This window comes from Photobacterium kishitanii (assembly GCF_003026355.1).
GTDB lineage: Bacteria > Pseudomonadota > Gammaproteobacteria > Enterobacterales > Vibrionaceae > Photobacterium > Photobacterium kishitanii.
This window is the reverse complement of the sequence record NZ_PYON01000007.1, coordinates 86,690-109,382: the sequence shown is the minus strand read 5'-3', so window position 1 is coordinate 109,382 and position 22,693 is coordinate 86,690. Positions and strand designations below refer to the sequence as shown.

Annotated in this window: 17 protein-coding genes and 1 pseudogene; 11 read left to right on the top strand and 7 right to left on the bottom strand. The window is 38.5% G+C overall.

Features of this window, described 5'->3' with window-relative positions; translation table 11 throughout:
- The first annotated feature begins 16 nt into the window (after positions 1–16).
- From C0W29_RS10090 to C0W29_RS10075, 4 genes are all read left to right on the top strand, one after another.
- Complete coding sequence (locus tag C0W29_RS10090) at positions 17–625, top strand: CoA pyrophosphatase (RefSeq protein ID WP_045044374.1); 609 nt, start codon at positions 17–19, stop codon at positions 623–625.
- Between the two features lie 180 nt (positions 626–805).
- The gene (locus C0W29_RS10085; RefSeq protein ID WP_045044373.1) at positions 806–2,065 is read left to right on the top strand and encodes an aromatic amino acid transport family protein; all 1,260 of its coding nucleotides are present in this window, start codon (positions 806–808) and stop codon (positions 2,063–2,065) included.
- Between the two features lie 240 nt (positions 2,066–2,305).
- Positions 2,306–3,667: an L-serine ammonia-lyase gene (locus C0W29_RS10080; protein WP_036795258.1), complete on the top strand. Its 1,362-nt coding sequence runs from the start codon at positions 2,306–2,308 to the stop codon at positions 3,665–3,667.
- 361 nt (positions 3,668–4,028) lie between these two features.
- Complete coding sequence (locus tag C0W29_RS10075; protein WP_045044372.1) at positions 4,029–4,913, top strand: helix-turn-helix transcriptional regulator; 885 nt, start codon at positions 4,029–4,031, stop codon at positions 4,911–4,913.
- A 117-nt stretch (positions 4,914–5,030) separates the two neighbouring features.
- Here the strand turns inward: C0W29_RS10075 and C0W29_RS10070 are convergent, their stop codons facing one another.
- Together C0W29_RS10070 and C0W29_RS10065 are read right to left on the bottom strand one after the other, a co-directional pair.
- Positions 5,031–5,621: an acetate uptake transporter gene (locus C0W29_RS10070; protein ID WP_036795262.1), complete on the bottom strand. Its 591-nt coding sequence runs from the start codon at positions 5,619–5,621 to the stop codon at positions 5,031–5,033.
- Between the two features lie 502 nt (positions 5,622–6,123).
- Positions 6,124–7,296 (bottom strand): iron-containing alcohol dehydrogenase, encoded by a 1,173-nt coding sequence (locus C0W29_RS10065; RefSeq protein WP_045041578.1) that lies wholly within the window; start codon positions 7,294–7,296, stop codon positions 6,124–6,126.
- 314 nt (positions 7,297–7,610) lie between these two features.
- Here C0W29_RS10065 and C0W29_RS10060 point away from each other — a divergent pair.
- The 5 genes and pseudogenes from C0W29_RS10060 (at position 7,611) to C0W29_RS10040 (ending at position 13,190) form a co-directional block, all read left to right on the top strand.
- Positions 7,611–8,517, top strand: a pseudogene (locus C0W29_RS10060) (porin).
- 177 nt (positions 8,518–8,694) lie between these two features.
- Positions 8,695–8,958 (top strand): GrxA family glutaredoxin, encoded by a 264-nt coding sequence (locus C0W29_RS10055; protein ID WP_036795265.1) that lies wholly within the window; start codon positions 8,695–8,697, stop codon positions 8,956–8,958.
- Positions 8,959–9,216: 258 nt separating this feature from the next.
- Positions 9,217–10,899 (top strand): aspartate:alanine antiporter, encoded by a 1,683-nt coding sequence (locus C0W29_RS10050; protein ID WP_045044371.1) that lies wholly within the window; start codon positions 9,217–9,219, stop codon positions 10,897–10,899.
- A 276-nt stretch (positions 10,900–11,175) separates the two neighbouring features.
- A complete protein-coding gene (locus tag C0W29_RS10045) occupies positions 11,176–11,850 on the top strand; it encodes a response regulator (RefSeq protein ID WP_036795267.1) in 675 nt (224 codons plus the stop codon).
- Entirely contained in the window at positions 11,847–13,190 is a 1,344-nt protein-coding gene (locus tag C0W29_RS10040) for an ATP-binding protein (protein WP_036795268.1), read from the top strand. The genes C0W29_RS10045 and C0W29_RS10040 overlap by 4 nt, the downstream gene beginning before the upstream one ends.
- A 47-nt stretch (positions 13,191–13,237) precedes the next feature.
- On the opposite strand, the gene C0W29_RS10035 is transcribed toward C0W29_RS10040, so the two are convergent.
- From C0W29_RS10035 to C0W29_RS10015, 5 genes are all read right to left on the bottom strand, one after another.
- Complete coding sequence (locus C0W29_RS10035) at positions 13,238–13,648, bottom strand: PACE efflux transporter (protein ID WP_045041580.1); 411 nt, start codon at positions 13,646–13,648, stop codon at positions 13,238–13,240.
- 163 nt (positions 13,649–13,811) lie between these two features.
- The gene (fabV, locus tag C0W29_RS10030; protein WP_045044370.1) at positions 13,812–15,014 is read right to left on the bottom strand and encodes an enoyl-ACP reductase FabV; all 1,203 of its coding nucleotides are present in this window, start codon (positions 15,012–15,014) and stop codon (positions 13,812–13,814) included.
- A gap of 189 nt (positions 15,015–15,203) precedes the next feature.
- Positions 15,204–17,480: an acyl-CoA dehydrogenase gene (locus C0W29_RS10025; RefSeq protein ID WP_045044369.1), complete on the bottom strand. Its 2,277-nt coding sequence runs from the start codon at positions 17,478–17,480 to the stop codon at positions 15,204–15,206.
- Between the two features lie 63 nt (positions 17,481–17,543).
- Positions 17,544–18,188 (bottom strand): TetR family transcriptional repressor PsrA, encoded by a 645-nt coding sequence (locus tag C0W29_RS10020; RefSeq protein WP_045044368.1) that lies wholly within the window; start codon positions 18,186–18,188, stop codon positions 17,544–17,546.
- A 773-nt stretch (positions 18,189–18,961) separates the two neighbouring features.
- Positions 18,962–19,786: an SDR family oxidoreductase gene (locus C0W29_RS10015; RefSeq protein ID WP_045044367.1), complete on the bottom strand. Its 825-nt coding sequence runs from the start codon at positions 19,784–19,786 to the stop codon at positions 18,962–18,964.
- 342 nt (positions 19,787–20,128) lie between these two features.
- Between C0W29_RS10015 and C0W29_RS10010 the strand changes: the two genes are divergently transcribed.
- A complete protein-coding gene (locus C0W29_RS10010) occupies positions 20,129–20,986 on the top strand; it encodes a MurR/RpiR family transcriptional regulator (RefSeq protein ID WP_036795278.1) in 858 nt (285 codons plus the stop codon).
- A 186-nt stretch (positions 20,987–21,172) separates the two neighbouring features.
- Positions 21,173–22,618: a pyruvate kinase gene (gene pyk, locus C0W29_RS10005; protein WP_045041585.1), complete on the top strand. Its 1,446-nt coding sequence runs from the start codon at positions 21,173–21,175 to the stop codon at positions 22,616–22,618.
- The last annotated feature ends 75 nt before the right edge of the window (positions 22,619–22,693 follow it).

The window sequence follows — 22,693 nt, the reverse complement described above, 5'->3', positions numbered from 1 at the left end:
TGTAAATGGAGGCTTTATGGGTGAACAGCAGCAAATTCTAACTCGGTTTCTTATGGCACCAAGTCAACAGTACGACGCGAGCCATAGGCGAAGAATTGATCATCACTTTAGCGATGATATTCATTTCAAACCCGCTGCCGTTCTCATTCCACTCGTTCCTCGAGAACAAGGCTTTAATGTCGTATTAACCCGCCGTGCTGAACATCTAAAACACCATCCGGGGCAAATAGCATTCCCCGGTGGTCGTTTTGAAACATCTGATAACGATCTGATCACAACAGCATTGCGTGAAACTTATGAAGAAACAGGGATTGTTTGCCAACGTAATAATGTTATCGGTCAATTAACACCACTAGCAACGACCAGTGGCTATATTGTTACTCCCTTTATCTCAACCATTGACAGTAACTATAGTGCTAAACCTGACCCTGGCGAGGTTGATGCTATCTTTGAAGTGCCACTCAATTACCTACTTGATCCTAAAAATATTAAGTCTCATCAGTTCCACCTTCGAGGCGAATTCCACCGTGTTTATGCAATACCTTATAATAATTATTCCATATGGGGCGCAACAGCACAGATGATTAAACTATTATCCAACCAAATTTGGCAAGATAAAAAATAACCAGTTAGACGCTTTACTTTAATCTTACAAGCCAATTTATGTGATGCAGGTCTTGTTTATTTGTATCACAAAATCTTCGTATTACAGAACGAGATCTTTATCCTTGTGTTCCCCCAATAAATAGCGACAATGCGCCCGTTCCTATATTCCGTTCCGTTCCCTTTTATTGGATATCACAGCATGCAAAATACATCGACAGCATCAGCGTCAGCAACCGGTGCGACAAAAACCAGATGGACCTATAAAGATTTCACATGGGCTCTTTCTCTGTTTGGTACTGCAGTAGGTGCCGGTGTTCTATTCTTACCAATTAAAGCGGGTGCGGGCGGTTTCTGGCCGCTAGTTATTCTTGCTCTTATCGCGGCACCAATGACTTGGTTCGCACATAAAAGTTTGGCGCGTTTTGTATTATCATCAAAAAATCCAAATGCTGATATTACAGATACTGTAGAAGAGCATTACGGTAAAACAGGCGCAAACCTAATTACCTTTGCTTACTTCTTTGCTATCTACCCTATCGTATTAATTTATGGTGTCGGTATCACAAACACTGTCGACTCATTCATGGTTAACCAACTAGGTATGGAGTCAATCCCTCGCTGGTTACTATCAGGTGTATTGATTGCACTTATGACTGCAGGTGTAGTGTTTGGTAAAGAATTAATGCTGAAAGCAACATCAGCAATGGTTTACCCACTAGTAATTATTCTATTGATTCTTTCTGTATACCTTATCCCTGACTGGAACATGTCAATGATACAGACAGAAGCTGATTGGTCTGCAATGCCTAAAATTATTTGGCTAGCAATTCCAATTATTGTGTTCTCGTTTAACCACAGCCCAGTTATTAGCCAGTTTGCTAAAGAACAACGTCGTATCTACGGTGATGAAGCGGTTAAGAAAACCGACATGATCACTGGCGGTGCAGCAATGATGCTAATGGGCTTTGTTATGTTCTTTGTTTTCTCAGTAGTGCTTTCAATGACACCTGAGCAACTAAACATGGCAAAAGAGCAAAATATTTCAGTACTTTCATACTTAGCTAACGTTAAAGATTCACCAGCGATTTCTTACTTAGGTCCACTGGTTGCATTTGCTGCCATTACTTCAAGCTACTTTGGTCACTTCCTTGGTGCACATGAAGGTCTAGTTGGTCTAGCAAAATCTCGCTCTAAGATGCCAATTGCTAACATTGAAAAAATCTCACTTGCTTTCATTGTTATCACAACGTGGATTGTCGCTATCATCAACCCAAGCATCCTAGGTATGATTGAAACAATGGGCGCACCAATGATTGCTGGTATTTTGTTCTTACTACCCGTTATCGCAATGCAAACAGTACCAGCAATGGCTAAATACAAAACATCAGTATTTGCTCGTGTCTTCACTGTTTTATGTGGTATCGCAGCAATCACTTCTGTCATTTACGGTGCTTTTTAATATAACTATTAAAAATGTACCAAATGCGAATAATTAATCGCATCAAAGCAAAAATTTGTGCTAGTACTCATGGTGTTTACTAGCACAAATGACGTAAAATATACGATACTTAAGAGTAAAGGCGCTTCGAGCATCATTACTCTTTTAGTTTAAGTGCGCTCGCCAAGGAAGGAGCGAGGATATCAATGAATAACAGTCTTGCCGTAGGCAGAATCGCCTCCCCTTGACTTAGGTAATAACATGATCAGTATTTTCGATATTTTCAAAATTGGTGTAGGTCCTTCAAGTTCACACACTGTTGGCCCAATGAAAGCAGGTAAAGAGTTTATCGATGACTTGCGTGCATTAGGCAAATTACGTGACGTTACTAAAATTACTGTAGATGTTTATGGTTCTTTATCTCTAACGGGCAAGGGACACCACACTGATATCGCTATCATTATGGGTCTTGCAGGTAACTCACCTGAACATGTTGATATTGATAGTATTCCTGGATTTATTTCTCGCGTAGAAGAAACCGAACGTCTTCCTGTTGGCATGCACTGCCACACTGTTGATTTTCCACGCGATGGCGGTATGAACTTCCATACAACTAACCTATCTCTGCATGAAAATGGCATGTCAATTCACGCATGGATTGGTGACGAGGTTATTTTCTCTAAAACTTACTACTCTATTGGTGGTGGTTTTATTGTTGATGAAGAAAACTTTGGTAAAGAACAAACAAATACTGTTGAAGTTCCTTACCCATTCTCTTACGCATCTGAATTGTTAGATCAATGTAATGAACACGGTCTATCTGTGAGTGCACTTGTTATGGCTAACGAGCGTGCAATGAATGCAGAAGATGAAATTAGTACATACTTCGCTAATATTTGGAAAACCATGCGTGAATGTATGGAGCGAGGCATGAATGAAGAAGGTATTTTACCTGGACCACTACGTGTTCCTCGTCGTGCTGCGGCATTACGTCAACAACTGATCACCACTGAAAAGCTAAATAATGACCCAATGACAGTAGTTGACTGGGTTAATATGTATGCTTTTGCCGTTAATGAAGAAAACGCGGCTGGTGGCCGAGTTGTAACGGCTCCAACAAATGGTGCATGTGGCATTATTCCAGCAGTATTAGCTTACTACGACAAATTTGTGCAATCTGTTGGACCAAAAGAATACACTCGATACTTTGCTGCTTCAGGTGCTGTTGGCGGTTTATATAAGCGTAATGCGTCTATTTCTGGTGCTGAAGTCGGTTGCCAAGGCGAAGTTGGTGTTGCTTGTTCAATGGCAGCTGCTGGTTTAGCTGAGCTAATGGGTGGAAGTCCAGAACAAGTATGTATGGCTGCTGAAATTGCAATGGAACATAATCTTGGTTTAACTTGTGACCCCGTTGCAGGACAAGTACAAGTTCCTTGTATTGAACGTAATGGTATTGCAGCAGTAAAAGCAATTAATGCTACTCGTATGGCACTTCGTCGTTCATCTGCACCACGAGTATCACTGGATAAAGTGATTGAAACAATGCTTGAAACCGGTAAAGACATGAATGCAAAATACCGTGAAACATCACAAGGTGGCCTAGCCATTAAAGTAATTTGCTAAACTAAAACACATTGTTTAGTTATAACTAAAAAACTATCTTCGGATAGTTTTTTTGTTTTACGCTCAAAATATCCTTTTAAAAGCCAAATTTATATACAACATGATTCATTTATAATTACCTAGCAATACAATAGCATTAAGATATATGACTATATTATATCAATATAACTATTACTCCCCTCCTATGCTCTTTATATAACCAATTGTGTCTATTCTTTCGTTTATTTTAGTCCTATACTCACTTAAAGATACTCATTGTCCTTAATGTAGTATTAGCATGGATGCGTATATCGCCCTTTACATCATTGATGTACGATATGTAATGAAGGATTTATTCCCTTTATAGAGAAGCAATACTGCTATGAAATATAAGCGTATCCTCTCGCAGAGCCATGTTGTTCTGAAAGAGTTTTATGTCGATCATCATTTAATTGTGAAGTTATCTAATGTAGAAGGTAATATTCACATTAATGGTCACACTATAGATATAAAAAATAATAGTATTTTAGCTATACCTAAATTCAGTCATATTTCTTGTGCTATTAATCAATTAAACAGTCAAGAGAATATTGAACTGCAAATCTTAATGATTGATGAAGATGCCATAACTGAAGCTTTCAAATATATAAGTGCTCTAAAACAACCAATGTTAGCAACCTCAAATTGCTCACCTGTCTACCTCATTGATTCATCAGAAATTGTTGAGCAAAATTTCGCATTATTTAATCAACTATTGCCAAGCATTAGTGGATCAACAATGGAGCAAACTTTGCTGAGCCAGTGCTTAGTATTCATTTTAATTGCACTTAATAATACTGGTATTGATGTTTTCAATGTTTATCGTTTTAATTATGACGAACCCAAAGAGCGTACTATTGCACGTTTAATAACCCAAGATCCTCAGCGTAAATGGAGCGTTGATGATATGGCAAAAGCATTGTTTACTACCCAATCAACATTACGTCGCCACTTAGCAAAAGAAGGTGTATCGTTTAGCCAGCTATTGCTAGATGTTCGAATGGGACTTGCGCTTAACTTTTTAACTTTTTCCAATTACTCAATATCACAAATAGGTAATCGTTCTGGTTTTGGCAGCGCAGCTTATTTTTGCGACGCATTCAAACGCAAATATAATGTAACGCCATCACAATTTAGAATCAGCTCTAGAAAAGAAAATGATATGGATACTGATGGGTGCTTTACTCGTAAAGAACATACTGAACATTTACCAGAAATGTGTCATTAAAAAATAGAACATCAATATTAAAACCTCGCAATGCGAGGTTTTTTTATAGGTCAAAAACAATAGATATAAAAAAGCCCCGCCAAAACAAGCAGGGCTAGATCAAGTTACAGATTAAAATTATGCTTCAACTTGCTGTAATTCACGATCTTTAGGTGCGATACCAACAGGTAAAATCACACGGCCATATTCTGCATTTAACACTTGTGCCATTGCAAAATAGATAGCACTTAAACCACAGAAAATACCTTCAATACCAGCAATAAAACCAATCGTTGTACTACCCGTGAAATCTCGAGCCGCAAGTAAGAAGAATAGAATCGTTAAAGAACCAAAAATAACTTGCTTGGCTGGCGGGTAACGTAAAGAGCCAATAAACATAAAGGCTGTAAATACACCCCATAGTAATAAATACCACGCCATAAACGGGGCTGGGCTCGCTGCAAACCCAAACTTAGGTAGCACGATTAAGCCAACTAAGGTTAACCAAAATAAACCATAAGATGTAAACGCTGTTGTACCAAAAGTATCACCACGTTTAAAACACATCATGCCGACAAGGACTTGTCCTACACCACCATAGAAAATACCCATCGCTAGAATCATAGAGTCTAGAGGAAAAAATCCAGCATTATGGATATTTAATAAAACGGTAGTCATACCGAAGCCCATTAGACCTAATGGTGCTGGATTAGCAAGTTTCGTAGACATCTTTTTCCCCTACAGGATTTTCAACAAAAGTGATAAATTTTCAAAATGTTTTCGCATATTTATGTGCGGCGAATTTTAATGTAACCAGCGAAACAGATCAATGCCTATATCACAAAAAACAGCATCTAAATCAAAAAACACTATTAAAGTATAAAATATGTAAAGAACCTTTATGATACTAAAGGCGTAAAATTGTTAGTAATTATTAAAAAAACAAAACCCTGTTACATCATCATTAATTACTCACAAAAAAACACGCAAACCACTGATATAAAATACATTTAATTCCGTTAATATTCGCGATTTAATTTGAAATAATATTAAATATATATAATTATTTTATAACTTAAAACAGCGAATTTAAAAATGTCGTGAAAATATCGATTTTTTCCGAATGTAGAGATAAAAAAAAAGCAACCTAAGTCACCTTTTTATGTAAAACCAGTAAAACTCAACATAAACATAAACCACATCTATTCTAATAACTCTATCTATTAGCAAACTATAACACTTGATAATGACAATTCAGGCCGCACACTTGCTGTAAGATCGTGATTAACCGCTGTTGGTTTAATGGTAATGGGTTGCCCTTAATCGCACTAGTACGTAAGGCATCTTCGGCAACCTCTTCAAACATGGTATTACACAAACCATAAACAGATAATGATGGCAGCTGTAATTTTATTAGTATGTTTTCTACCCATCGCACACTGTCGTCAATATTCGCATCCTTATTCATTGTTAATATTACCGCTAATTTTTGATAACGAGCCAAAACATCACTTCTTCCTAACTCTATCGCTACTGAAATATTTTCTGTCATCACATAGGGAGATAATTGTGCCGTTATAAGCCCATGAGGAATATTCAAACGCCCACTTAATGCTGATGCTAATCCATGAGCGGCACCTAATTTAGCGTTTGAACGCGCCATCCCCCCAAGCATTGCAGCAAAAGCAATATTACTTCGAGAAGGATAATGATCATCTCGACAAGCTGGGAGTATGGACATTGCAATACGCTTTAACCCTTCTTCACAGATCATATCCGTCAATGGATTCGGTTCACTACAAACATAAGATTCCATCAGGTGAGTAAACGCATCCATAGCGCAGTATCCTGATAACACAGCATCCATACCATAAGTTAAGGTTGGATCAATAATTGCCAAATCAGGAAAAAGTTCAGCATTGCTTAAGTTAACTTTCACTTGTTCTTGTGCCGATTGTAAGACCGCACTTTTGCTCACTTCCGCCCCAGTACCTGCAGTTGTTGGAATAGCAATAAATGGCAATGATTTAACTTGTAATGGCACATTACGCCCAACAACATCAACATAATCATAGACACTACCTTGATTAGGAATTAATGCTGCCAATGATTTCGCAGCATCAAGCACACTCCCGCCACCAATACCGATAACCATATCAGGACAAAAAGTACGCCCCATTGCCGCTGACTCTTCGATCATCGCAATTAATGGTTCGCCTTTAATGACTAATCGTTGATAGCGCATATTCTGCTGTTTAAAATATTGCTCAAGCTGCTGTGAACGCTGCTGATCTTGACCTGTGACTAATAATGCACTGTAACCAAATTGATTCAGTAACGATAAAGAATCATGCAAAGCACCTTCACCAAAAATAATCCGTGTTGAAGTCATAAACTGAAACATAGGCTATTTACCTCACCCTAAATCACGTCAATTAAATAAAAGTATCAACGCTGACTATTGCCGTTATTGTTAATTGTACGTAACTAGATTCAATCAGATAAGTTAACCTAACATTGATTACAAACAATTTTTTGCTTGTTTCAATAACTACACCGTTAAGATCAATCCTCACTCGCAACAGTAGTAATAAGTCACTAACAAACAGATATCATAAAAGTGACTTTTCACTGCAATAGAAGCGCAATAACGCATTGATAGGCTGCATAGAGTTCAACGGCAATGAAGCCATATAATGATTTAACGAGGAATGAACCATGAAACAAGCAGCAGTGGTAGCCGCTATCTTTACTAGCTTATCAACAACTGCAACCGCGGCAACGGTGTATGATAATAACGACATTGTGATTGAAGTGGGTGGTAGAGCAGAAGCACGTTTTAATATCTCAAAACAAAATAAAGGTATTAATAACGACAGTAATGAATTTAAAGATAAAAGCCGTGCTCGCCTCGCTTTAAAAGGAAAGTCTGCAATTAATCAACAACTCACCGCTTTTGGTAAATATGAAGCTGAAATTTCAGATAATAAAGATAGCACTGTCACCACCCGTTACCTTTATGCCGGATTAGACTCACAATTTGGTGCCTTTTCATATGGTAAACAAGATTCTGCTCAAGTGATGATCACTGATGGTTGATGGTAATAAAGACAAGCGCGAAAATAATTTTTTATATATCGGTGAGTTTAATAATCTTGCCATTGCTACAAACTATATTGCAGAAAATAACAGTGGCACGAAAGACAGTAACAGCATTGGTTTTGCCGCCCAATATAGCTTTCCTTTTGGATTAAATTTAGGTGCAGGCTATGTTAATGGTAATGACGGAGCCGATATAGATACCAACCAATTTAACCTCGCAATAAGTTATGAACTCGATAATATCTATGCCGGTGCAACATACGCTAATGGCAAACATGGCGATGCTGACTTAAATGGTTATGAGCTGGCAGCAGCATATACATTTAATCAATTTACCGCACGAGGCGTTTACAATTTTCAGCAATCAGAAACTAACAATGCCACTACAGACGAAGTTGACTATTTTGCTTTAGAAGGCCTCTATAAATTCAACAAAAGTCTACGTACTTACATCGGTTATAAATTCCAACAGCTTGACGCAAAAGATGATGAATTACAGGCGGGTATTCGTTACGATTTTTAAATACGTTCATTAAGCATTATCACTAAGCCAGATAAAATATCTGGCTTTTAGTTTTTTGGACACAATCAATGCTTACATAAACGATATCGCTTTTATCTATTGGTTTAACAGAAAAAACCCTCTTCCGCTATTGCTACAGTCACGCTATAGTAGCTATAAATTATGCAGGAGAAATTTATGTTCGTTGTTATTTTTGGTCGTCCAGGTTGCCCTTTTTGTGTTCGCGCAAAAGAACTAGCAGAAAAAATTAAAGAAGAGCGCGACGATTTTAACTTCCGCTACGTTGATATCCATGCCGAAGGTATCAGTAAAGCTGATTTAGAAAAGACTGTAGGTAAGCCAGTTGAAACTGTGCCTCAAATTTTTGTTGATCAAGACCATATTGGCGGTTGCACTGAATTTGAAGCTTATGCAAAAGAACATAACCTTCTTTTTAAGTAAGCATGAATACTGATTAACAAAAAGGCTGACATTGTCAGCCTTTTTTATGTACAAGCATTATTGTTCATGATTAAAACACTATTTTTTAACGTATACTCCCCCTTTAAAATCCTCATCCTTACAAAAGCATAAATTATCTTAACGACTTCGTTTATAAAATACATTTTCTCTATTTATTTATAATATAAACTATAACCTCCCATCAAAATCAGCTAGAATTTATCCCACTTTATCTTTCCATTATTTCGGAAACCCGTTGTGAACATTGATGTAGCCGCTCTTCTACACCAAAATGATATTTTATTGCTATTTGTAGTCCTTGCTGTTGGTTTAAGTCTCGGTAAAATTCGCTTTGCCAAGATGACACTAGGTAACTCTATTGGCGTTCTACTGACTGCTTTATTATTTGGTAATGCTGGTTTTACGTTTGACACTGATGCACTAAATATTGGTTTTATGCTATTTATTTTTTGTGTAGGCATAGAAGCAGGACCAAACTTTTTTGGTATATTCTTCCGCGATGGTAAGCACTACTTACTATTAGCATTAGTCGTCTTACTATCATCAATTGCTATAACCATGACCATGGCGCGTTATTTGCACATGGATATAGGTTTAGCGACCGGCTTGATGGCAGGTTCACTAACTGCAACCCCGGTACTTGTGGGTGCGAAAGATGCATTGAATAATGGTCTTGCTGGTATTACCGATCCCGCGATGATTAAGCAATTAAGCGAAAGCTTAAGTGTTGGCTATGCCATGTCTTATCTTGTTGGCTTAGTTAGCTTAATTTTCCTAGCAAAACTAATGCCTAAATTGCAAAAACAAAACCTTGCTGAGTCATCACAACAAATTGCTCGTGAGCGTGGTATCGGTGAAGTTTCACAACGCAAAGTTTATTTACCTATTATTCGTGCCTACCGTGCAGGTCCAGAGCTGATCAACTGGATTGATGGACGTAACCTACGCGAACTGGGTATTTATCGTCAAACAGGCTGTTATATCGAACGTGTACGCCGTAATGGAATTTTAGCTAACCCTGATGGAGATGCTATTTTACAAGAAGGTGATGAAATAGCATTAGTTGGCTACCCTGATAGCCATGCTCGTCTTGATCCTAGTTTCCGTAATGGTAAAGAAGTATTTGATCGCGACTTACTCGATCTACGTATTGTAGAAGAAGAAATCGTGGTTAAAAACGATGGTATAGCTGGCAAACGTTTATCAGAATTAAATTTATCTGAATATGGCTGTTTCCTTAACCGCGTAGTACGTGCACAAATTGAAATGCCAATGGATCATAATATTCTGTTGAATAAAGGTGATATCCTTCAAGTCAGTGGTGAAAAAAGTCGTGTTTTAGGGCTTGCTGAACGAATTGGTTTTATCTCGATTCATAGTCAAATTGCCGATCTTCTTGCTTTTTGCTGTTTCTTTATTATTGGCCTATTAATGGGCTTAGTCACAATGAAGTTCGGTCATGTTGCCTTTGGTTTAGGTAGCGCTGCAGGATTATTGATTGCTGGTATTACCTTAGGTTTCTTACGAGCCAACCACCCAACATTTGGTTATGTGCCTCAAGGCGCACTTAACATGGCTAAAGATTTAGGCCTAATGGTATTTATGGTCGGTATAGGTTTAAGCGCCGGTTCTAATTTATTCGCTTCTATCGCACATATTGGTCTAACGGTATTTGTTACCAGCTTAATGGTGAGTGTTATCCCCGTTGTATTGGCCTACCTCTTTGGTGCTTATGTTCTGAAGATGAACAGAGCGTTATTATTTGGTGCCATCATTGGTGCACGAACATGTGCTCCTGCAATGGATATGATCAATGAGCATGCTCGTAGTACTATTCCAGCACTAGGCTATGCAGGAACTTATGCGATTGCTAACGTATTACTGACCATTGCCGGTACACTGATCTTTATTTTCCAATAACTGCGATCAATCTAGCACTTTACCTACCTTTATAGAGGGCTGACTCATAGTTTACTAATGAGTCAGCCCCTATTCAGTCTAATTCTCTACACTGACGATTAGCGTTTAAGTGTAACTAGCAAAAAAACGTTGATCTTTTATTATTCAATTTCCCGCTTTCCCGCTAGTTTGCATGTCCTATCATGAGATTATGGTAACAATAACTAATGCGCTTTATTATTAGATACCTTACCATAGCTTATTAATACCATTCGTTATCTCTCTGGTGCCCAATCTATGCGAATTCTTATTGTCGAAGACGATGCCATCCTTAGCCATCACCTTAAATCGCAACTCAGCGAATTAGGAAATCAAGTTCAATGTGCCAATAATGCCGAAGAAGGGCTGTTTTTTGCGCAAAATTACCCTAACGATATTGCAATTGTCGATATTGGTTTACCTGATAGAGATGGCATCAGCTTAATTAAAGACATGCGTAAAAAAGGCTTACGTCTACCGATAATGATCTTAACTGCGCGTTCAAATTGGCAAGATAAAGTCACAGGTCTTGAAGCTGGCGCTGATGATTATTTAGTCAAGCCGTTTCAAAAAGAAGAAATGGTGGCTCGCTTAAGTGCATTGGTTCGTCGTAGCGCTGGCTTTGTAAAACCAGAAATGACGGCTGGCGATATTCGAGTCGATTTATTAGCTAAGCAAGTTTATATTTGTGAAGAATTACTCGAATTAACGGCTTTCGAGTATGATTTATTAGAATACCTAATGCGCCATAGTCGTCAAGTTGTCTCCAAGCAACGCTTACTTGATGTCCTTTATGAAGATCAAGAAGGCGATCCTAATACTATTGAAGTAATGATCAGCCGCTTACGCAAGAAATTTACTAAAACAGGACAAAATAATCCTATCTCAACCATTCGTGGTCAGGGATATATTTTTGAACTCAATGCCCAATGAATCGATTTTTCCAACCACGATTAAGACAACGCGTATTGATCACCTCTGTGGCAATTATTGCATTAGTGACTTCAGCGCTTGCTGCGGTCATTAATAAGCTTTATTCCCAAAGTTACATGGCATCATATTCATCTGAACTTGTCGCTCAAATGCCAATGGTTGTGGCACAACTTAATCGGGCTGGATTAATTAAAGATGTCGATAAATGGATTGATTCTCTTGATCCATCCGATACTGATTATATTGCCGTTGTCTGTGATCAAAGTGACAAAACAACATGGGTTTCAGATAAATCCTCCGCTGCAAAATTACGTGATGTTTGCCGTTATTTACCAGAGAATATATCGACACCCACGCTAATTACGATGAAAAACCATCAAGGCTACATAGCCTATAACCTTAGTCGAAATAAAGAAAATGGCACTATTTATCAATTAGTTGTGCTGCGTTCAGCTGATGCTTATGAACATTCACTGGCACAATTACATAAACGAACGGCTTTCTATTTAGGCCTCTTTGTGTTGATTGCGGTCGCTTTTCTTATTGCAGCCTTTCATTGGGGTTTCCAACCATTACGAAAATTAGCTTCTCAGCTTGATCAAATGGCTGAAGCTAAACGAGATAAACTCGATGATGACTATCCAATGGAACTGCAGGAAGTCACCATGGCTGTTAACCGTTTAAGTCATATAAGTAATGATCAACAAGGTCGTTATCGACATGCTATGGATGATCTTGCCCACAGTTTAAAAACTCGCTTAGCAGCCACTAATGCTTTGCTTGATGACTCAAGTTTAGATCGTCGCGAGCTAAATCAACGTATCATGGAACAAATCAGCCAAATGGATGATTTGGTCCAATACCAGCTCAAGCGTGCGATGGTAGGTCAGCAAGGATTGCAGAAAAGCAATGTCGAGCTAAAACCTATCATCACCAGTTTGGATCGAATGTTAAGTAAGATTTACGCCGATAAACATGCGATATTGCATTACCATTTTGATGACAAGCTAAAATTACCGATAAATAAAGATGACTTAATGGAACTGTTTGGCAATATGCTTGAAAATAGTTTCCGTTTTTGCATTAGCCAAGTGAAACTGTCCGTTATTGAAAGCAATGATTATTTTACCATTGCAATTGAAGACGATGGCCCAGGGGTTAAACCTGAATTACGTGAAGCTATTTTTCAACGTGGCGTACGAGCGGACCAACTCAACCCAGGTCAAGGTATTGGTTTATCTGTTTGTAACGAAATTGTTGATAGTTATCAAGGCAAAATTCATGTGGAAAATTCGGCACTTGAAGGCGCTGCGTTTATTATTAAACTGCCTAAGAGCTAAGCGTTGACAATCAAATAAATCAGCCAGCGTGTATCGCTGGCTGATTTTTATCCGCTAATAGGATAGATACGATCATAAATAAGATTGTAGCCATAGGCATAGAATAAATAAAATACAACCATGCCAATATCTAATACAAATGCATGCCATAAGCTAACATTAAGCACCCATGCTAATACTGGAATAGTAAAGACAAGTAATCCAGCCTCAAATCCTAAACTATGCAGTAACCGTATTCTGACTGTCTTCTGCGTTGTACTATATTTTTGCTGCATAAAATTATCAAACCATTGGTTATAAACATAATTCCACAACGTCGCCACAATAGAAAAGAACACACCGACAGCACCTACATGGCCAAGTTCAAACCCAAATTGACTCAATATACCGACCATCAATAGCAAACCAATAACTTCAAAACCAATTGCATGACGAATACGATCAAATGTTGTTCTCATTTTGATATCTCTTTCACAATTACCGATAAAATATACGCTTAATATATCTATAAATAACTAGGAACAAAGTCACATACCATCCGATTTAAAGATAGATTGAAAATAGAGATATAAAAAAACCGCCATGATGGCGGTTTTGTAAAACATTAATATTTCAATACGATTAGATATCTTCTACATCAAAATCAACAACAGGATTCACATCAACATCGTAATCAATACCATCAATGCCAAAGCCAAATAGCTTTAAGAATTCATCTTTGTATTGTTGGTAATCAGCAACATCATACAAGTTGTCATTAGTTACTTTTGACCATAGATCACGACAATGCTGCTGAATATCTTCGCGCAATTCCCAGTCATCTAAACGTAAACGGTTTTCAGCGTCAACCTCAGCGACTGTGCCATCTTGTTTATAAAGACGTTGGCTGAACATGCGTAGGATCTGCTCCATGCAGCCTTCGTGTACGCCTTCTTCACGCATTTTCTTAAACACCATCGCAATGTACAATGGCATAACAGGAATTGCAGAACTTGCTTGAGTAACAACACTCTTCAATACTGCTACATTTGCAGAACCACCTGTTACACTTAGCTTAGTGTTTAGCTCTTTCGCTGCGCGATCTAAGTCCATTTTGGCTTGACCTAATGCGCCATGCCAATAAATAGGCCATGTTAGCTCAGTACCAATGTAACTATAAGCAACAGTCTTACAACCATCTGCAAGTACACCAGCGTCTGCTAACGCATCAATCCATAGTTCCCAGTCTTCGCCACCCATAACGGTAACAGTATCGGCAATTTCTTGCTCTGTTGCTGGTTCAATACTCGTTTCGATTAATACGTTTTTATTGGTATCAACAGCTGTTGTGGTATACGTTTCGCCCATCGGTTTTAGACATGAACGAACAACTTCACCAGTCTGTGGCAATTTACGCACAGGTGATGCTAATGAGTAAATAACCATATCAATTTGACCAAGGTCTTGCTTAATCAAATCAATTGTTTTTTGTTTGGCTTCGTTAGAGAAAGCGTCACCATTTAAACTTTTTGAGTAAAGACCTTCTGCTTTAGCAAACTTGTCAAATGCCGCTGAGTTATACCAACCTGCTGTACCTGGCTTTTTCTCTGTACCGGGTTTTTCAAAGAAAACACCAATTGTTGCCGCGCCACCACCGAATGCTGCTGCAATACGTGATGACAGGCCATAACCACTAGAAGAGCCGACTACCAATACACGTTTTGGTGCATTTGCAATTGGACCTTGTGCTTTAGTGTAAGCAATTTGCTGCTTTACGTTATCTTCACAACCAACAGGGTGCGTTGTTGTACAAATAAATCCACGAGTTTTAGGTTTGATGATCATTTTCAACTTCCCTTACATAATTGTGAATAGGATAAAAGGTTAAAGGCAGATACGCATTAAATTTATGCCATAAATGAACAAAAATCACAGTGGTTGGAGGTGTTACCCTAAATTTTGGTCAAAAAAAGTGCCACGTATTTACGTGGCACACGGGAGATTCCAGGTTTATATTTCACTGGCTAAGTAACCCTAAGCTGCCTTCCCTGGTTGCATGCTTACTTGTTTAAAATGGTCAGCACAAAAATGATCCACTTGAATCGCTTTTTGTCTTAGCTTCTCTGCATTTTCTATCTTTTTATATTCATCTTCTGTGATCACCCCCGCATCCAACGCTAACTGCAATTTATCTATCAATAAAGCTTTGCGCGGGATCTCACCATTACGTGTCGCTTGTAGCAATTTACGCTCTAAAGGTTTGATCTCATGCAGTGCGACAAAAGCACGCTCCACTATCGCAATCGGATCATCGGCTTGAGAACCGACATAACATAAATGAGTCCATCGATCACGATGTACACTCGGTGCCATTAACAACGTAGCGATACGAATACTTGTTTCATCTTTGGGCGCTGAATAATGTATTCCCAATGGGAAAGTGAGTAAACGTAATATCCGTCCTACACCTTGACGTGGAAAATTACTAAAGACTCCCTCAAACGCCACACCACATTGATATAAACAATACTGCAATGCGTAATGTACCAATGGTAAATCTTGCTGCTGGCAGCCATCATCCTCAAACCGTTTTAATGTTGCTGACGCTAAATATAAATGGCTTAACACATCACCTAATCGCGCAGATAACAATTCTCGCCGTTTTAGCTCACCGCCTAAACTCAGCATTGAAACATCGGCACAAACAGCAAGTGCTTTTGACATTCGCGATAAATGACGATAGTAATCGCTGAGCTCACTACCTACAGGCGTACGATTAAAACATGACCTACTAACAGCATTTAACAGTGATTTAGTTATATTCCCAGCAGTAAAACCAATATGTTTGATTAATAAACGATCAAAATCTTTCGCTGCTTGGTCTTCATCAGGGTTAGCTGCGGCAGTCATTTCGTCGAGCACATAAGGATGACAACGGGTAGCACCCTGACCAAAGATCATTAGGTTTCGAGTAAGGATATTAGCCCCTTCAACGGTTATCGCAACAGGGACACCAAAATAATGGTGACCTAAATAATTCATTGGTCCAAGTTGAATACCGCGGCCAGCATGAATGTCCATAGCATCATTAAGTACGGTACGAGACATCTCCGTCATATGATATTTAGCAATAGCCGTCACAATACCTGGAGTCTGACCCATATCTAACGCGGTTGTCGTCAATGTTCTTGTTGCTTCTAACATATAGGTAAAACCACCAATACGCCCTAGCGCTTGTGCAACGCCTTCAAAGTTACCAATAGGCATACCGAATTGTTTACGAACAACAGCATAAGCACCCGTTGTTTTTGCTGCCAAATGCCCTATCGCAGCACCTAATGCAGGCAATGAAATGCCTCGACCTGCCGATAAACATTCCACCAGCATACGCCAACCTTTGCCGGCATAATCTTGACCACCAATAATCCAATCAAGTGGGATAAAGACATCCTTACCTCGCGTTGGCCCATTCATAAATGCCATATTCAATGGATCATGACGCTCACCAATTTCAACGCCAACATGATCGGCAGGAATCAACGCACAAGTAATACCTAGATCTATTTTGTCCCCAAGTAACCCTTGTGGATCTTTCATTTTAAATGCCAAGCCAAGTACAGTTGCTACTGGAGCAAGCGTAATATAACGCTTATTCCAAGTAAGATTTAAACCTAAAACTTGCTCACCTTCATGTTCGCCATAACATACAATGCCTTCATCGGGTATTCCACCCGCATCCGATCCCGCTTCTGGTCCGGTTAATGCAAAGCACGGAATATCATCGCCATTTGCTAATCGTGGTAACCAATAGTCTTTTTGTTGTTGGGTTCCATAATGAGTCAGCAATTCACCAGGACCTAACGAGTTAGGCACCATCACACATACAGCCGCACTTAAGCTACGCGTTGCTATTTGAGCAACAATGGTCGAATTCGCATGTGCTGAAAAATCAAGTCCGCCATATTGTTTACTGATAATTAAAGCAAAAAACTTTTCACGACGTAAGTATTGCCATACCTCAGGTGGTAAATCCTTTTGTTGCTGAACAATTTGATAATCATTTAACATTGATAATAATGTTTGTAACTTGGTATCAATAAATCGTTGTTCTTCATCACTCAAACTTGGTTTAGGGTAATCAAGCAACGTTTGCCAATGCGGAGTACCACTGAATAACTCGCCATCCCACCACACACTACCTGCCTCCATGGCTTCTTTTTCAGTGTTTGATAATGGTGGTAATACTTTCTTGAACAATTTAAAAGCAGGATCACTCAAATAACGTTTACGCATGGTTAAGAACGAATTCATAATGCATATCCTTTTGTGATTCAATGACGAGTATCGGTAATGTATAAGGTGAGTTGTTCGCGACTAAACCCTTCTTAGCTCTATCGGTGCCGTAACACCTGCCGCAAGATAAGGCACTAAGCGATTAATTAAATCTTCGGTCTGGACACGGTTTGAAAAGTTGCTGTCTGCAATATCGCAAAGTACTGTACTTGAAGTCATCGTAAACACAGATGCACCAAGGGTAAAATGCAGTCGCCAAAATAATGTCTCAGGATCTAAACAAGGATAAGCACGCCGGACGGCACCAATGAACAATTGAATAACATCATCATAATGTGTCGTGATAAACCACCGCAAATGCCCTTGAACATCGGTATAACCATGGCTAATTAATGACATGAAAATTGTAGTGCCATTATTTTTAAAGCTATTTAATCGAAGTAATGGTCGTTTGGTACATAAAAACACATCATTCATGTCAAACTCATCACGTTGATGTAAGGCCAGCAATTCCATTTTAAATGCAGGAATAAATAGCTCAAGATAGCGACTCAATACTGCACGAATCAGCCCTTTCTTATCGCCATAATGATAGTTTACTGATGCCAGATTAGCACTGGCAGCAGTAGTAATCGTACGTAAAGACGTTTCTTTGAAACCATGCTCAGCAAACAGCAACTCAGCAGCATCCAGTATTCGATTTTTAGTGGCTCCTTGTTCTGCCATAATATCCACCCAATTTAAACACCCGTTTAAATGTTACACAATTGCATTAAACTTAACAATTGAACTACATCACGAATTACTATTTAAAATAAGATCCTGAAAAAATTAACGACTTGAAAATTAATAATAAAAATATTGAGAGTTATATACGAAATGATAGGGAACCAATAATGTGAATTAATGTCTTATAGATACCACTGCTTTTTTAGAAGTTTTTGCTTCAATACCCATTAACATATTTTTGTTGATGGGTTTCTTTATCTATTCTGCCCCTAATCCAATTACAAAATAATATTTTCAAATAAAATCATTTTTTTTGAACTTTCTGTGAAATCACCACTCTTACTTATGTATTCAATTTGATAAATCGTTATTCTGCTCTGCAGTGATGCCCTTTTATTAATGTTTAATTCACTACTGCTTTAAATCCTAATTGTATTTTTTTGGATAATCTCCTTCCCGTTGATATTTTCAGCGGGATTTTTTTATCTCTAAAATTTACCTATTGTGAAGCTCATCTCCCTAACCTCAGCATAAAAACCATCAACGAAAATAAATACCTCTTTTTTTGCATTAAACTGAACTTTCTCATTCAGGCGCAGTCTGACTTTATAAGAATTAAAATTATAGGTAGGTATTTTGTTTTTCTGGCCGTCAAACAGACCTGTAATTTAAATTGCTACTACTACTGCTTTAACTCCTAATTGTATTTTTTGTTTGCGCTGAAATAGTTATTTCAGCGCTTTTTTTTACCTATTTGCTTATCAATATGACTATATTTGTGGATCATCTCGTAATAAATCATCATGCTTCATAATCACACCAAGTGATTTAAGCGTTTGATTTGAATTTATTTTTTTACCATTAACCCCATCATTATCATCATTAAAATAAGGTGGTGGTAACTGTGATTTAAGCGCCATTGCAGTGTAATACTGCTCTCGACTAGGATGAGTACTCGCTGCAAGATGCATAATCAACATCGACGTTTCCTGCTGAATAATAGCGGAGATAACTTGAATACAATCATCTAAATGAACGAGATTAACCGGTTGTTTACCTGCACTAAGCTGTTGACGACCAGATAAAAATGTTACTGGATGCCGTAATGGTCCAAATAAACCCGAGAGTCGTAATACAGTTAAATTATGCTGCCACTGCTGACGTAACTGCTGTTCTAATTGATAATGTAACTGTCCAGATGCCGAACTTGGACAGACAGGCGTTGTTTCAAACACTTCACCTTGTAATGGGTCATACACTGAAGTCGTACTGATAAAAATAACCCGTTTACATCCCGCTTTCTGTGCTGCAGCAGATAATGACATCACATTTTTAATATGTGCTTGTGAATTAAGATTCTTACGACCAGGTGGGATTGCTATAACCAACACATCAGTTGCTAAAAATTGCTCAACTTGCGTATTGATATTTTCCATCAGCGGTAATGTTAATAAACAACCATGAATCCCCTGCTGTTGTAATATATTTACACCAGCCAATGTTGTTTTTGACCCCCAGACCTCAATCGCTTGAGATTTTAGTGATAATGCTAACGGTAACCCGAGCCATCCGCAGCCACAAATACTGACTTTCATCGACATTCCTTTCCATTTATCTATATCAATCTTGATTAAATATATAAATCATTTGAAAATTATAAAATAAAGATTTATTTCATAGCTTAAAATAAGTCTTTATTTAAGAAACAAATACTCAGATTTAGAAAGATAAAACAATAAATAGCAACATTCTTTGTTTTATAAGTTTCAATTCTGAAAATAAAAAGTCGATCCCGATCAAAATCTAACAAAAACCCCTAAAAAAGGCCGTGAATCACTAGAATATGTTAAGAGTTAAGTAGTATAGTTTCATTATATGGGCAACTTGTTGACAAGAATGCTACAAATGAAATTCAATAACGAAGTGCATAAATACCTATGAATACCATAGAAAAAATACAAAATAACTTAGAACACTTCAGCAAATCTGAACGTAAAGTAGCGGAAGTTATTATCGCCTCGCCACAGACAGCTATTCACTCAAGTATTGCAACATTGGCAAAAATGGCCGATGTGAGTGAGCCGACTGTTAACCGTTTTTGTCGTCGACTTGATACCAAGGGTTTTCCCGACTTTAAATTACATTTAGCACAAAGTCTGGCAAACGGTACACCTTATGTAAATCGTAATGTCGAAGAAAATGATGGACCAGATGCCTATACAGCTAAGATATTTGAATCAACAATGGCTTGTTTAGATGTTGCGAAAAACAGCATTGATCCCATGCAAATTAACCGTGCAGTTGATTTACTTACCCAGGCGAAAAAAATATCCTTCTTTGGTTTAGGCGCTTCAGCATCTGTTGCACATGATGCACAAAATAAGTTCTTTCGATTTAATATTCCTATTGTTTGCTTTGACGATATTGTTATGCAACGTATGAGTGTTATCAATTGCAGTGATGGTGATGTCGTTGTTGTGATCTCACACACGGGACGTACCAAAAGTTTGGTTGAAATCGCACAAATGGCGCGGGAAAATGGTGCAACAGTCATCGGTATTACAGCTAAATACTCACCATTAGAGCGCGAATGTTCATTATCGATTTGCCTTGATGTTCCTGAAGATACAGATATCTATATGCCAATGGCGAGCCGAGTGGTGCAAATGACGGTTATTGATGTACTAGCAACGGGCTTTACTCTACGCCGAGGATCAAGTTTTCGTGATAATTTAAAACGCGTAAAAGATTCACTCAAAGATTCACGCTTTTCTAAAGATGGTTATTCTTTATAACTCTCGACGCCAAGCGAAGTTTCGGCTTCGCTATCACAGCGAATGATGCACTCAGACTCATCCCCTCTTATTGCTTTCAAACTTACTGAGTAGCACTCATTCTTAAGGTCTTATTCTCTAATATCATACTGTTATGCTTTGATTGATATTCGTTAATCGACCTGCTTATTTCACATGGAGCTTACAATGTCTGAACGACTAAGACGTACAAAAATTGTTACGACCCTCGGCCCTGCAACTGATCGTGACAATAATCTAGAAAAAATCATTGCCGCTGGTGCTAATGTTGTTCGTATGAACTTTTCACATGGAAGTCCTGAAGATCATATCCTTCGTACCCAACAAGTACGTGAGATTGCAACTCGCTTGGGTAAACATGTTGCAATTTTAGGTGATCTACAAGGGCCTAAAATTCGCGTATCTACCTTCAAAGACGGTAAGATCCAACTAAATATCGGCGATAAATTTACTCTTGATAGTGATTTACCTAAAGGCGAAGGCCATCAAGATGCAGTTGGACTTGACTATAAAGAACTACCTAACGATGTTATTACAGGTGATGTTTTATTACTTGATGATGGTCGAGTGCAACTCCAAGTTACCGAAGTAATAGGCAATAAAGTACACACTATCGTCACTGTGGCTGGCCCATTATCAAATAATAAAGGCATCAATAAAAAAGGTGGTGGGTTATCTGCTGCTGCCTTAACAGAAAAAGATAAAGCTGACATTATTACAGCAGCGGCAATGGGCGTTGATTATCTAGCGGTTTCTTTTCCACGTAATGGCGAAGACATGCACTACGCACGTCGACTTGCAACAGAAGCAGGGTTAACAGCACAATTAGTCGCTAAAGTAGAGCGGGCAGAAACCGTTGCAACCACCGAAGCAATGGATGATATTATTCTAGCTTCTGATGTAGTAATGGTTGCTCGTGGTGATTTAGGGGTTGAAATTGGCGATCCTGAACTAGTTGGTGTTCAGAAAAAATTAATTCGCCGCGCACGAAGCTTAGATCGAACCGTAATTACAGCAACTCAAATGATGGAATCAATGATCACCAGCCCAATGCCAACCCGTGCAGAGGTAATGGACGTTGCTAATGCGGTCTTAGATGGTACTGATGCGGTAATGCTATCAGCTGAAACAGCAGCGGGTGACTTTCCAGTCGAAACAGTAACTATTATGGCTAGTGTTTGTCTGGGTGCGGAAAAAGAACCAAGTATAAATGTCTCTAATCATCGCTTAGATCGTAAATTTTCCAATCCTGAAGAAACCATTGCAATGGCAACCATGTACGCCGCCAACCATATGATTGGCATTAAAGCTATTGTGGTAATGACAGAATCAGGCCGAACACCACGCCTGATGTCACGAATATCATCTGGTTTACCTATTTTTGCGCTTTCACGTAATAAAACGACCCTCAATCGTACTGCTTTATTTCGTGGCGTAACACCGGTATTTTTTGATCGTGACAGTGACGCAGGATTAGATGCCGCAAAACATGCGCTTGATGTTCTAAAAAGTGCAGGTTATGTACAGACGGGAGATTTAACCATTATTACCCAAGGTGATAAAATGGATACCGTTGGCTCAACTAACAATATGCGTATTTTAATGGTTGATTAAATGGCATAAATACCCCAAAAGTTACCTATTACAAAGGCTAAGACCCTCTCAGCCTTTGTAATTCCAGCAAGCATA